At 63.1% G+C, this 13435-nt stretch carries 12 protein-coding genes and 1 pseudogene; 8 read left to right on the top strand and 5 right to left on the bottom strand.

Annotated elements, in window-relative coordinates; all coding sequences use genetic code 11:
• Positions 1–154: 154 nt before the first annotated feature.
• Entirely contained in the window at positions 155–709 is a 555-nt protein-coding gene (locus BFP99_RS07870) for a GNAT family N-acetyltransferase (RefSeq protein WP_065947023.1), read from the bottom strand.
• Positions 710–828: 119 nt separating this feature from the next.
• Here BFP99_RS07870 and BFP99_RS31790 point away from each other — a divergent pair.
• The 6 genes and pseudogenes from BFP99_RS31790 to xylB form a co-directional block, all read left to right on the top strand.
• Positions 829–1008, top strand: a pseudogene (locus tag BFP99_RS31790) (NAD(P)-dependent alcohol dehydrogenase); the annotation flags it as partial.
• A 211-nt stretch (positions 1009–1219) separates the two neighbouring features.
• On the top strand, positions 1220–2752 hold the full coding sequence (locus BFP99_RS07865; RefSeq protein WP_065947022.1) for a sugar ABC transporter ATP-binding protein: 1533 nt from the start codon (positions 1220–1222) through the stop codon (positions 2750–2752).
• Positions 2745–3722: an ABC transporter permease subunit gene (locus tag BFP99_RS07860; RefSeq protein WP_065947021.1), complete on the top strand. Its 978-nt coding sequence runs from the start codon at positions 2745–2747 to the stop codon at positions 3720–3722. The genes BFP99_RS07865 and BFP99_RS07860 overlap by 8 nt, the downstream gene beginning before the upstream one ends.
• A 34-nt stretch (positions 3723–3756) precedes the next feature.
• Positions 3757–4689 (top strand): ABC transporter substrate-binding protein, encoded by a 933-nt coding sequence (locus BFP99_RS07855; RefSeq protein ID WP_065947020.1) that lies wholly within the window; start codon positions 3757–3759, stop codon positions 4687–4689.
• Between the two features lie 21 nt (positions 4690–4710).
• On the top strand, positions 4711–5703 hold the full coding sequence (locus BFP99_RS07850; protein WP_065947019.1) for a LacI family DNA-binding transcriptional regulator: 993 nt from the start codon (positions 4711–4713) through the stop codon (positions 5701–5703).
• A gap of 16 nt (positions 5704–5719) precedes the next feature.
• Positions 5720–7180, top strand: a complete 1461-nt coding sequence (gene xylB / locus BFP99_RS07845) for a xylulokinase (protein WP_065947018.1) — start codon at positions 5720–5722, stop codon at positions 7178–7180.
• A gap of 374 nt (positions 7181–7554) precedes the next feature.
• On the opposite strand, the gene BFP99_RS07840 is transcribed toward xylB, so the two are convergent.
• A complete protein-coding gene (locus BFP99_RS07840) occupies positions 7555–7998 on the bottom strand; it encodes an Lrp/AsnC family transcriptional regulator (RefSeq protein ID WP_027605815.1) in 444 nt (147 codons plus the stop codon).
• Between the two features lie 109 nt (positions 7999–8107).
• Between BFP99_RS07840 and BFP99_RS07835 the strand changes: the two genes are divergently transcribed.
• Entirely contained in the window at positions 8108–9010 is a 903-nt protein-coding gene (locus BFP99_RS07835) for a DMT family transporter (RefSeq protein ID WP_065947017.1), read from the top strand.
• On the opposite strand, the gene BFP99_RS07830 is transcribed toward BFP99_RS07835, so the two are convergent.
• The 3 genes from BFP99_RS07830 to fabF form a co-directional block, all read right to left on the bottom strand.
• The gene (locus tag BFP99_RS07830; RefSeq protein WP_065947016.1) at positions 8988–10967 is read right to left on the bottom strand and encodes a peptidase U32 family protein; all 1980 of its coding nucleotides are present in this window, start codon (positions 10965–10967) and stop codon (positions 8988–8990) included. The genes BFP99_RS07835 and BFP99_RS07830 overlap by 23 nt on opposite strands.
• A gap of 70 nt (positions 10968–11037) precedes the next feature.
• On the bottom strand, positions 11038–11418 hold the full coding sequence (locus BFP99_RS07825) for a RidA family protein (protein ID WP_027605818.1): 381 nt from the start codon (positions 11416–11418) through the stop codon (positions 11038–11040).
• A 71-nt stretch (positions 11419–11489) separates the two neighbouring features.
• Positions 11490–12758 (bottom strand): beta-ketoacyl-ACP synthase II, encoded by a 1269-nt coding sequence (gene fabF / locus BFP99_RS07820; protein WP_065947015.1) that lies wholly within the window; start codon positions 12756–12758, stop codon positions 11490–11492.
• Between the two features lie 107 nt (positions 12759–12865).
• Between fabF and BFP99_RS07815 the strand changes: the two genes are divergently transcribed.
• A complete protein-coding gene (locus BFP99_RS07815) occupies positions 12866–13354 on the top strand; it encodes a winged helix-turn-helix transcriptional regulator (protein ID WP_065927563.1) in 489 nt (162 codons plus the stop codon).
• Positions 13355–13435: the final 81 nt, after the last annotated feature.

The raw sequence follows: 13435 nt of genomic DNA, 5'->3' as shown, positions 1-13435 counted from the left end.
CGCTGGGCTGCGAAGCGGCCCCAATAAGGTCACCGCAGAGTGCCAGAATCAATCGAGGTGAAGGTTTTGGGGCTGCTTCGCAGCCCAGCGCGGGCGGTGCGACGATTCGACAAGCCCGCTCACCACAGAAGCCTAATTGCCATAGATTCCGTATTCACTGGAAGTTGTGTATATACCCATGGTCATCCGGGTCGATGACGCTGTGGAATCCCAAGGCCTGGTTCAACTCGCGCAACGGCGCATTGGTTGCCGCGTCGACCGTGTACATGCGTTTGAAGCCATTGGCGCGGGCCGCCGTCATCAGGTGCTGCATCAAAAGGCGCCCCAGGCCCAGGTGCTGCCAGGCATCGGCCACGGTGACCGCGCATTCGCATTCATCCGTCCTGGCCTCTGCATAGCGGGCCACGCCGATTTCGATCAACTGGCCGTTGTCGTGCACCAGGGCGATAAAGGCCAGGCGTTGCTGGTTATCGACATCCATCAATTGGTCCATCAGGGTCTTGCCGGGCTCGTTGATTTCGCCCAGGAAGCGCGCGTGCCGCGATTCACGGGACAGGCCCTTGATGAAGTTGTATTCCCGTTCACGGTCGTCGGCGCCGAGGGGGCGCACCAGCACATGGCGGCCATCGTCGAGCTGATCGATCCAGTACGGTTTCGGCAGTGCTGCGTAGGCGAGGGCGGCCTGCTGGTTACGTGCTTCGATAGGCATGGTGTGGGCTCCTGTCGGTCAGCATCGGGCAGCGGTGCCTTGTTCGATCATGCCCCTGGGAGCAGGGGCGCCATTGATCTGCATCAAGATGCCTGGCTGCCGGGCAGGGCAGGCGACGTTCGGTCATGTGCCCCGGCGGCAAGGAACGCATGCGTCGCTTGATGGCGGTGGTCGCCAGCGGCGGGGTGGACCTGTCGCCGCTGGTGACCCACCGCTTCAAGCTCGACGACATCGAGGCGGCCTATGAACTGTTCGCCCATCAGCGCGATGGGGTGATGAAAGTCGCGATTACGCCTTGAAAGCCTGCGCGCAGAACACCCTGGTGCGCAGGCTGCCAAAACGTTAGAAATGCCAAAATTGCACTTTATGCGCTTGATGAAACGTTTCTTCTAGCGACAAACGGGCTGCGCAAGCGCTTGCGTAAGTAAATGTATCTGATTAGAGTCGGTGGCAATCGGCTCTGATCAAAGAGGGCTGAACGACAAAAATAATAAAACCAGGAGCTCATTGATGAGCCTTGAACCCTTGCTCGAGATGCAGGGCATCAGCAAAACCTTCAACGGTTTGCGCGTGCTCAAGAATGTCGGCCTGAAGGTCTACCCCGGCGAAATCCACGCCTTGATGGGGGAGAACGGCGCCGGCAAATCGACCCTGATGAAAATCCTCTCCGGCGCTTACCAGGCCGATCCCGGCGGTGAAATCCGCATGGCCGGCCAGGCCGTCGCCACCTTTACCCCCGCCACCGCCAAAGCCCTCGGCATCGCCGTGATCTACCAGGAATTGAGCCTGTGCCCGAACCTGAGCGTGGCCGAGAACATCTACCTGGGCCGCGAACTGCGCCGTGGCTGGACCATCGACCGCAAGGGCATGCAAGCCGGTTGCGTCGAAGTGCTGCAGCGTCTGGGCGCCGAATTCACCCCGGCCACCCAGGTCAGCAGCCTGTCGATTGCCGAGCGTCAGCTGGTGGAAATCGCCCGGGCCTTGCACGCCCATGCCAGGATCCTGGTGATGGACGAACCGACCACGCCGCTGTCGTCGCGCGAGACCGACCGCCTGTTTGCGCTGATCAAGCAATTGCGCAGCCAGGGCCTGGCGATCATCTACATCAGTCATCGCATGGCCGAGATCTATGAACTGTCGGACCGTGTCTCGGTGCTGCGCGACGGCCAATACATCGGCGAACTGAGCCGCGACGCGCTGTCGGCCGAAGTCCTCGTGAAGATGATGGTGGGCCGCGATCTGTCCGGTTTCTACAAGAAGGAACACGCCGCCTACGACCCCGGTGCGGTGGTGATGCGCGTGCGTGACATGGCCGATGGCAAGCGCGTGCGTAATTGCAGTTTCGACCTGCATGCCGGTGAAGTGCTGGGTATCGCGGGGCTGGTCGGGGCAGGGCGCACCGAGTTGGCGCGGCTGATCTTCGCCGCCGATCCGCGCACCAGCGGCACCCTGGAAGTGGTGGGCAAGACCGTGACCCAACTGCGCAACCCGGCGGATGCGATTCGTGCCGGCGTGGTGTACCTCACCGAAGACCGCAAGGCCCAGGGCCTGTTCCTGGACATGAGCGTGGCCGACAACATCAACGTCTGCGCCTGTGTGCCGGATGCCCGTGCTGGTGGTGTGCTCGACCGTGGCCATGGCTTGAAACGTGCCAATGAAGCAATCAAGTCACTGTCGATTCGCGTGGCGTCGGGCAAGGTCAATGTCGGCACGCTGTCCGGCGGCAACCAGCAGAAGGTCTTGCTGGCGCGGCTGCTGGAGGTCAAGCCCCACGTGCTGATCCTCGACGAACCCACACGCGGCGTGGACATCGGCTCCAAATCCGAGATCTACCGCATCATCAATCAACTGGCGCAGGCCGGCGTGGGCATCGTGGTGATCTCCAGCGAGCTGCCGGAAATCATCGGCACCTGCGACCGGGTGCTGATCATGCGCGAAGGCCAGTTGGTGGCCGAAGTCGGCGGGGCCTCCGGTCACGTCATCTCCCAGGAACGTATTATTGACCTCGCCACCGGTGGCGATCAGGTGGTTGCCCATGGCTGATTCAATGATTGCAACAACAGGCAAGGCCGAACGTGCCCGCGAACTGATGCGCACGGTCGGTATGTTGCCGGTGCTGATTTTGCTGCTGGTGGGCTTCGCCCTGGCCAGCGAGAACTTCCTGACCATGCAGAACCTGTCGATCATCACCCAGCAGGCCTCGGTCAACGTGGTGCTGGCGGCGGGCATGACCTTTGTGATCCTCACGGCGGGGATCGACCTGTCGGTGGGCGCGATCCTGGCGGCGTCGGCCGTGGTGGCGCTGCAGGCGTCGATGTCGCCGCAGCTCGGCATGTTCGGGATTGCGGCCGGTATCGGCTTCGGCCTGCTGCTGGGCCTGGTCAACGGTGGGTTGATTGCCTTCATGCGCCTGCCGCCGTTTATCGTCACCCTTGGCGCACTCACCGCCATGCGCGGCCTGGCGCGTCTGCTGGCGGATGACAAGACCGTGTTCAACCCCGACCTGCCGTTTGCCTTTATCGGCAACGACTCGATCCTCGGCGTGCCCTGGCTGGTGGTGATCGCCGTGGCGGTGGTGGCGCTGTCGTGGTTCATCCTGCGCCGCACGGTGATGGGCGTACAGATCTATTCGGTGGGCGGCAACCCCGAAGCGGCGCGACTCTCCGGGATCAAGGTGTGGAAGGTGCTGCTGTTCGTCTACGCCATGTCCGGCGCCTTGGCCGGTCTGGGTGCGGTGATGAGCGCCTCGCGCCTGTTCGCCGCCAACGGCCTGCAACTGGGGCAATCCTACGAGCTGGATGCGATTGCCGCGGTGATCCTCGGCGGCACCAGCTTTACCGGCGGCGTCGGCACCATCGGCGGCACGCTGATCGGCGCGCTGATTATCGCGGTGCTCACCAACGGCCTGGTGCTGCTGGGGGTGTCGGACATCTGGCAATACATCATCAAGGGCATTGTGATCATCGGCGCGGTCGCGCTGGATCGCTACCGCCAGTCCGGTGCACGGACCTGATTTCACTCCCATAACAATCACAAGAGAGACCCGCATGAACCTTAAACGCATCTTTCCCGTCATTGCCTTGGCTGCCCTGATGTCCCAAGCCGCAGAGGCCCGCGAACTCAAGGCCCTGGGCATCAGCATGGGCTCGCTCGGCAACCCGTATTTCGTGACCCTGGCCGATGGCGCCACGGCCCGGGCCAAGGAGCTGAACCCCAACGTCAAGGTCACCTCGGTGTCCGCCGACTACGACCTGAGCAAGCAGTTCTCGCAGATCGATAACTTTATCTCGTCCAAGGTCGACCTGATTCTGATCAACGCCGTCGACCCTTCGGCCATGGCCTCGGCGATCAAGAAAGCCCGGGATGCCGGCATCGTCGTGGTGGCGGTGGATGTGGACGCCAAGGGCGTGAATGCCACCGTGCAGACCGACAACGTCGAAGCCGGCAAGCTGGCCTGCCAATACCTGGTGGACAAGCTTGCCGGCAAGGGCAACGTGATTATCCAGAACGGCCCGCAAGTCACCGCCGTGACCGACCGCGTCAAAGGCTGTAAAGCCGCATTGGCCGGCGCGCCGGACATCAAGGTGCTGTCCGACGACCAGGACGGCAAAGGCTCCCGCGAAGGCGGCCTGAACGTGATGCAAGGCTACCTCACGCGCTTCCCGAAAATCGACGGCCTGTTTGCGATCAACGACCCGCAAGCCATCGGCAGCGACCTGGCGGCCAAGCAGCTCAAACGCAGCGGCATCATCATCACCTCGGTGGACGGCGCGCCGGATATCGAGAACGCGCTGAAGACCGACACCCAGATCCAGGCATCTGCCAGCCAGGACCCATGGGCCATGGCGCAGACGGCGGTGAATGTCGGCAATGACCTGCTCAATGACAAAGCCCCGGCCGAAGCGGTGACCCTGCTCACGCCAAAACTGATCACCCGCGACAACGTCGGTACGTACAGCGGCTGGTCGAGTAAACACTGATAGCCTGAGAGGAACAGCGTCGTGGTGACCATGGATGACGTGGCAAGCAGGGCGGGGGTGTCGACGTCGACCGTGTCACACGTGTTGAACGGCACCCGCAAGGTCAGCCCGGCCACGGTGCTGGCGGTGCAGCGGGCGATCCAGGCGCTGGGGTATATCCCCAACACCCTGGCACGCTCGCTGGCGCGGTCGAGTACCAACACGATTGGCGTGGCGATCTCGGCGCTGTCCAACCATTACTTCAGCGAGACGGTGCACGCGATTGAAACCGAGTGCGCCAAGCACGGCTACATGATGCTGTTTGTCGACACCCACGACGACCCGGAGCAGGAGCTGCGGGTCGTCACGGCGCTGCATCACCGGCGGGTCGACGGTATTGTGCTGGCGCCTTCGAACGGTTCGATGGCCCTGGAGTACATGCGCGCCAACGAGATTCCGGCGGTGTTGGTGGACCGCATGATGAGCGAGCAGTTTGACCAGGTCGGGGTGGAGAATGCCCAGGCCACCCAGGCCCTGATTGAGCACCTGATCGGGCACGGGCACCGCCGCATCGGTTTTATCGCCGGGCGCACGGGGTTCAGCACCACAGATGAGCGGGTGGCGGGTTACTGCGCGGCGTTGCACGCGGCGGGGCTGGCCTTCGATCCGCAGTTGCTGGTCAACGGTGGCTCCAACACCGAACCGGCGCGCCAGGCCACGGCGCAGTTGCTGGGCCTGGCTTCGCCACCCACGGCGATCATGGCCGGCAATAACCTGATGACCCTCGGCGCGATGCACGCCTTGCGTGACGCGCAGCTTGAAGTGCCGAGACAAATGGCCCTGGTGGGGTTTGATGATTTTGACTGGGCGGATTTTTTCGTGCCGCGCTTGAGCCTGATCGCACAGCCGGTCAAGGCCCTTGGCGCCCGCGCGGTCGACCTGTTGCTGCAACGCATGGCGTCGCCTGACGCAGCGCCCCAGAGCGTGCGCCTGGCACCGACCCTGCAGTTACGTAACTCCTGTGGCTGTCATTGATGGGAATAACACACGCATGAACAGTCCTGTTTCCCTGGGCATTGACCTGGGCACGTCGGAACTCAAAGCCATCCTCATGGACGCCACGGGCGCGGTGCTGGCCCATGCCGGCGTGCGCTTGAGCGTGTCGCGCCGGCACAGCGGCTGGTCTGAACAGGCGCCGGAAGACTGGTGGCAAGCCTGCTTGCAGGCGTTGGCGCAACTGCGCGGACACGAGGCGTTTACCCGCGTGGCCTGTATCGGCCTGTCGGGGCAGATGCACGGCGCGGTGTTGCTGGGGGCGGACAACCGCGTGTTGTACCCGGCGATCCTGTGGGACGACTCCCGTGCAATGGCCGAAGCCGAACAGCTGGGGCCCGGCTTCGCCGACGTCACCGGCAGCCTGCCGATGGCCGGGCTGACCGCGCCGAAACTGCTGTGGCTGCAACGGCATGAGCCCGAGGTGTTCCAGGCGATTGATTGCGTGCTGTCGCCTAAGGATTACCTGCGCTTGCGTTTGAGTGGCGAGCGCATCAGCGAGATGTCCGACGCGGCGGGTACGTTGTGGCTGGATGTGGCGCGGCGGGCATGGTTTACCCCGATGGTTCGCGCTACAGGCCTTACGCCCGGGCAATTGCCCAGGCTGGTTGAGGGTGGTGCGGCGAGCGCGTTGTTGACGGCCACGGGACTGGGCCTGTCAGCTGAGGTGGTGATTGCCGGCGGTGGCGGTGACAACCCTGTGGCGGCGGTCGGCATCGGCGCGGTCAACGCCGGTGATGGCTTTATTACCCTTGGCACCAGCGCGGCCATTGTTGCGATCACCGATCACGCTGCAGGCAACCCGGCCAGTGCAGTGCACAGCTTCTGCCACGCGCTGCCCAACCGCTGGTACACCATGGGCGCCATGCTCGCCGGCGCCAGTTGCCTACGCTGGGTCACACGGCTGACGGGTATGGCCGATGAGCAAACGTTGCTGGAGCAGGTGCAGGCGCAATTGCCGATTGAGCAGCACGTGCCTTTGGGGACACCGTTGTTCCTGCCGTACCTGGCCGGCGAACGCACACCCCACAACGATCCTTTGCTGCGCGGCGGCTTCATGAACCTGGGCCACGACTGCACACCGGCGATGCTCGGTTACGCGGTGATGGAAGGGGTGGGTTTCGGTTTGCTCGATGCGTTGCGCGCGGTGCAATCGACCGGCGCCGACGTGGGAGCCTGCGCCCTGGTGGGTGGCGGTGCGCGCAGTGAGTACTGGGCGCAGCTGCTGGCGAATATCCTGCAGCGGGAAATCTTCACCTTGCAGGGCAGTGAATTGAGCGCGTGTATTGGCGCGGCAAAGCTCGGGTTTGTGGCGATGGGGCAGGGGGCGGAGCTGCTCGCGGCGGGGATGCCGGTCAAAGCCCGGTACACACCTGACCTGACGCAGCAGCCGGTGTTGGCGGCGCGTTATCGCAAGTTTCAAAGTTTGCTGCCCGCTGCAAAGGCCCTTCACGACTAGGCTCCTGTGGCGAGCGGGCCCGTTATGGTGAGCGGGCCTGTTGTGTGGGGAACGGGCTTGCTGTGGTGAGCGAGCTTGTTGTGGTGAGGTGGCAAGCAGGCTTGTTGTGGTGAGGTGGCTTGTTGTGGTGAGCGGGCTTGCCCCGCGCTGGGCTGCGAAGCAGCCCCAATAAAGGCACCGCGTTTATCCAGGCATAGTGAGTAGTCAGGTTTAGGGGCCGCTTCGCGCCCCAGCGCGGGGCAAGCCCGCTCACCACAGCAAGCCCGCTCACCACAACAGGCCTGCTTGCCACCTCACCACAACAAGCCCGCCTGCTACAGGAAGCCTGCTCACCACACCAGGCCCACTCTCCACAAGAATCGGTGTGTTACGGTTCAGTCGTTGGTCAGCGGCGGCAAACGTCGCTTCACCGGGGTTTTCTTGACGATGGCGGTGTTGGTTTCGGCATAGGCATTGATCCGATCCAGCAGGCTGTCGAGATGGTCCATGGTGCGCACGTGCAGGCGTGCGATAAAGCAGTCTTCGCCGGTGACCTTGTCGCATTCGGTGAACTCCGGGATCGCCTGGATCTGGCGCTCCACCTCCTGCAATTTGCCGGGCAGGGGGCGGATGCGCACGATGGCTTGCAGCAGGTAGCCGAAGTGCCTGGGGTCGATGTCGACGGTGTAGTGGGTCAGCACGCCGCGTTCTTCCAGGCGGCGCAGGCGTTCGCCCACACTGGGCGAGGACAGCCCGGTGATGCCCGCCAGGGCCTTGAGGGATAACCGCGAGTCATCCATCAAAGCGGCGATCAGTTGCTGGTCGATCGTGTCAATCATGGTGTTCGCCTAATAAGAAAAGGTGATTGCGGGATTTTGCCTTTTTTAGTCACTGGAGCCGCGCACAAGCAGATTGCCATAATTGAGCCTCACTTGAGGAGCATCAATCATGGGTTCATCCATCCGTCGCGGTTCGTGGGAAATGATCGCCGCCATGCTGATCTCGGGCACCATCGGCTGGTTTGTGCTGGTGTCCGGCGTGTCGGTGCTCGAAGTGGTGTTCTGGCGCTGCGTGATCGGTGGGCTGACCTTGTTGCTGGTGTGCGCGCTGCTGGGTTACCTGCGCCTGGACCTGCTCAGTTGGGCCTCGTTCGGCCTGGCGATGCTCAGTGGCGTGGCAATTGTCGGCAACTGGTTGCTGCTGTTCGAGTCCTATTCCCGTGCGTCCATCGCCATCAGCACCGCGGTGTACAACGTGCAGCCGTTCATGTTGGTGATGCTGGCGGCGCTGTTCCTCGGGGAAAAGATCACCGTGCAGAAACTGGCGTGGTTGAGCGTGGCGTTCCTGGGAATGCTGGCGATTGTCACGGCCCATGGCGATCAGCCAACCGGCGACGATTACCTTGCAGGCATTGCCCTGGCACTGGGCGCGGCATTGCTGTACGCGATTGCCGCACTGATCATCAAGCGTTTGAAGGACGTACCACCGCATTTGATGGCGTTGATCCAGGTGACCACCGGCGCAGTGTTACTGGCGCCCTTGGTGCCTTGGAACAGCTTGCCTGCCACCACCAACGCCTGGGCGGCATTGGTCACGCTCGGCGTGGTGCACACCGGCTTGATGTACGTGTTGCTGTATGGCGCGATCCAGAAACTGCCCACCGCCATCACCGGCGCACTGTCGTTTATCTACCCGATTGCGGCGATCTTCGTCGATTGGATTGCCTTCGGGCATCGCCTGGGTTGGCTGCAATGGCTGGGTGTGGCGGCGATCCTGCTGGCGGCGGCGGGGTTGCAGCGGGGCTGGTGGTGGCCCCGCTCCCACAGGGTCAGTGCGTGCCCTGAAAGATGATATTTTCCGGGTTGAAATGCTCCACCACACTGCCCGGCTGTGGCAACCCAAGGATATGCCCCTTGATCTTGCCCACCACGTGCATCTCGCAGGGTTTGCAGTCGAACTTCAACGTCAGCACTTCATCGCCGTGAATCAACTGCATCGGTGCGACCTTGGTCTTCACCCCTGTCACCCCCTTGGCCTGTTTAGGGCACAGGTTGAAGGAGAAACGCAGGCAGTGCTTGGTGATCATCACCGGCACTTCGCCTTTCTCTTCATGGGCTTCAAAGGCTGCGTCGATCAGCTTCACCCCGTGACGGTGGTAGAAGTCGCGGGCTTTCTGGTTGTAGACATTGGCCAGGAACGACAGGTGCGCTTCCGGGTACACCGGCGGCGGCGTGGTCTCGGCCTTGCGCCCGCCACGGGGGTGTGCGGCAACACGGGCGGCGGTCAGGGCTTCGATCACTTCGCGGCGCAATGCCTTGAGCTGCGAGTTGGGAATGAAGAACGCCTGCGGTGCATCCAGTTCGATACGGGTGGCGTGATACTCGGTGGTACCGAGTTGGCCAAGCAGGTCGCGCAGGGTGTCCAGCGCCTGTTCCGGCTTGTTGGCCACGCCGAACGGGCCGGGCAGGGTGACGCTGGCGCAGATGCCTTCTTCGCTGGTCGCGGTGACGTCCAACTGCTCTTCACGCAAACGCGCGACCCATGACAGGCCGATACGGCGTTCGGCCGAAGTCTTGAGCAACGCCTGCTGCCAGTTGTGGTCGAGGTTGCGGTTCAGCGGGTGGTTCGGGCGCAACTGATGCAGGCCGGCCGGCATTTCATTCGGCTCGACGCGGTAGCGGTAGCGCTTCTCGCCGTCCTCCTCGAATTCGCCCTTGGGCTCGGCGATGTTGGCGCGGAAACCCACCACTTCGCGCTTGACCAGCACATTGAGGCCGTCGCCGTTGGACAGCGGCTCATGGGTAATCACTTGCAGATCACGCTTGCCGGCTTTTTCCACCACGCCCACCGGCAAACCGGTGAAGGTCGGGGTGTCGAAGGCGCCGATGTCGATCTTGCGGTCGCTGACAAAGTAGTCGGTGCTGCCACGGTGGAAGGTTTTTTCCGGGTCGGGCAGGAAGAAGTGCGCGGTACGGCCACTGGACGCGCGCGCCAGGTCCGGACGGTCTTCGAGGATTTCGTCGAGGCGCTGGCGGTAATAGGCGGTGATGTTCTTCACATAGCCCATGTCCTTGTAGCGGCCTTCGATCTTGAACGAACGCACGCCGGCTTCCACCAGCGCGCGCAGGTTGGCGCTCTGGTTGTTGTCTTTCATCGACAGCAGGTGCTTTTCAAAGGCCACGACGCGGCCCTGGTCGTCTTTCAAGGTATACGGCAGGCGGCACGCCTGGGAGCAGTCGCCACGGTTGGCGCTGCGGCCATTTTGCGCGTGGGAGATATTGCACTGCCCGGAGAACGCCACGCACAGGGCGCCGTGGATAAAGAACTCGATGGCGGCATCGGTCTCGTCGGCCATGGCGCGGATTTCCTGCAGGTTCAGCTCGCGGGCCAACACCAACTGCGAGAACCCGGCCTGGTCGAGGAACTTGGCGCGGCCCAGGGTGCGGATGTCGGTCTGGGTGCTGGCGTGCAGCTCTATGGGTGGGATATCCAGCTCCATTACCCCAAGGTCTTGCACGATCAACGCATCGACGCCGGCATCGTAGAGCTGATGGATCAGCTTGCGTGCGGGTTCCAGCTCATTGTCATGCAGGATGGTGTTGAGGGTGGTGAACACGCGGGCGTGGTAACGACGGGCGAATTCCACCAGTTGGGCGATATCGCTCACCTCGTTGCACGCGTTATGGCGCGCGCCGAAGCTTGGGCCGCCAATGTAGATGGCGTCGGCGCCATGCAGGATGGCCTCGCGCGCGATGGCGACATCGCGGGCAGGGCTGAGCAATTCCAGGTGATGCTTGGGCAAGGACATAGTTTTTTTAGTCAGGCTTGTCACGGTTGAGGCGCGCATTGTAGCTGTGAAATGCCTGACCGGCATTACTTCAGGCTTGAGCGGCCATCGCGGTGACTTCCACGCGCATGCCGTCTACCGCCAGCGCAGCCACGCCAACCGCCGCACGCACGGGCCATGGCTTGGCAAAAAAGCGTTTGTAGACCTCATTGAAGGCGGCGCGGTCGGCCATATCGGTCAGATAAATGGTCAGGTGCATGACCCGGTCCATGGAGCTGCCGGCCTTTTCCAGGGCCACTTTCAGCGCTTGCAGGGTGCATTCGCTTTGCAGGGTGATATCGCCCAGTTCCAGGCTGCCGTCGGCGCGGGTCGGGATCTGGGTGGAGACCAGGATGCCGTTGAAACCGACAACGTCGGAAGAAATCGAGTCGGCATCCGGATCGGGGGTGTAGGACAGGTCGTGGTTGGCCATGGGCGCCTCTTGTTGGCAATAACGGAAGGCGCCATGGTCCCCGAAAACAATCCCAGGGGCAAACCGCTGGCTTATACCCAGCGGCGGAACAACACGCTGGCATTCACGCCACCAAACCCGAAGCCGTTGGACAGCGCGTATTCAATCGCCATCGGCCGCGCGTCACCACGCACCATGTCCAGGCCCTCGGCCAGGTCATCCGGGTGTTCCAGGTTGAGGGTCACCGGTGCGACCTGATCGCGCAGGGCAAGTACGGTGAAGATCGCCTCAATGCCGCCCGCGGCGCCCAGCAAATGGCCGGTGGCGGACTTGGTCGAGCTGATCGCCAGCTGGCCACCGACACCGAATACGGTCCTGATGGCTGCCAATTCGCCTTTGTCGCCCACCGGCGTCGAGGTGGCGTGGGCATTCAGGTACTGCACCGCGGACGCCTCGATCCCCGCCTGACGCAACGCCTGCGTCATCGCCCGGCGCGCACCGTCGCCGTCTTCCGGGCCGGCGGTCATGTGGTAGGCATCGGCACTGGTGCCATAGCCCACCAGCTCGGCAATCGGCTGGGCACCGCGTGCAAGGGCGTGTTGCAGTTCCTCGATGACCAGGATGCCGGCGCCTTCGCCCATGACAAAGCCGTCACGCGCCTGATCGAACGGGCGCGAGGCGCGCTCGGGGGCGTCGTTGAAGTCGCTGGACAACGCCCGCGCCGCCGCAAAGCCGCCCAGGCTGACGCGGTGGATCGCCGCTTCGGCGCCACCGCACACCGCCACGTCCACTTCACCGGCACGGATCATCCGCGCAGCGTCGCCAATCGCCTGCACCCCCGCCGCACAGGCCGTGACCGGCGCTCCCAGCGGGCCTTTCAAGCCATAGTTGATCGACACATGCCCGGCGGCCATGTTGCTCAGGAACGATGGAATGGTGAACGGCGACAAGCGTCGCGGCCCCTTGCTGTCGGTGGTACGTACCGCCTCGGCGATGGCCGGAAAACCGCCGACGCCCGAGGCGATGATGGTGGCGGTGCGTTCCTGCTGCTGCACGGTGTTCGGGGCCCAGCCGGCCTGCTTCAGGGCTTCGTCGGCCGCCGCCAGGGCGAACAGGATGAAACGGTCCATCTTGCGCTGCTCTTTTGCGGCCAGCAGGCGATCAGGATCGAACCCGGCTTCGGGGTCCTGCAGCACGCTCTGCACTTGGCCGCCGATGCTGATAGCCAGGTCGCCGATCAGTTCTTCAGGCAGGCGACGAATGCCCGACTGCCCGTTCAACAGGCGTTTCCAGGTTGACTCCACGTCAGCGCCCAACGGTGTCAGCGCACCCATGCCTGTCACAACGATACGTTTACTCATGATCAATCGACTCCGGTTGCATTGAGGGTTCAGACTCTATGGACGTCACTATCATGATGAAAGTAACATGGCGTCACACAACTTTGCACCGGCCCCTAGGAACCTTTATGCAACGCAAGTCCCTGACCCGCGACGAATGCCCCATCGCCCGCAGCCTCGAACGGGTAGGGGAGTGGTGGAGCATCCTGATCATGCGCGACGCGTTGCAGGGGTTGCGCCGCTTCGATGAGTTTTCGCGCAGCCTGGGCATTGCGCCGAACATGCTCACGCGCCGCCTGACAGCGTTGGTGGAGGCGGGGATGCTGGAGCGCAGGGCCTACAGTGAGCGGCCGCCGCGCTATGAATATGTGCCGACCGCCAAGGGCGAGGATTTCCGCATGGTGCTGATGTCGCTGGTGGCGTGGGGCAACCGGCATTACGCCGAAGAAGGCACCAGTGTCGAGTTGGTCGAGCGGGACACGGGGCGGCCGGTGCAGCCGATGTTGGCGAGTGCAGAGGGACACATCGTGCCGTTGGAGGACTGTGTGTTGCAGGCCGGCCCGGCGGCCAGTACCGGTATGCGGGAGCGCTTGGCTTCGCTTGCCGCAAAGCCTTGAATCCTGCGGGCTCAAGCAATAATTTGACGCCAGAAAATAATCCTGCTGCGCCCCTTAAAGTCGCGTATTTCCCAGCCGATA

Origin of the sequence: Pseudomonas sp. 1 R 17 (genome assembly GCF_900067035.1) — a bacterium.
Taxonomy (GTDB): domain Bacteria; phylum Pseudomonadota; class Gammaproteobacteria; order Pseudomonadales; family Pseudomonadaceae; genus Aquipseudomonas; species Aquipseudomonas marginalis.
This window is presented reverse-complemented; position numbering and strand designations above follow the sequence as displayed.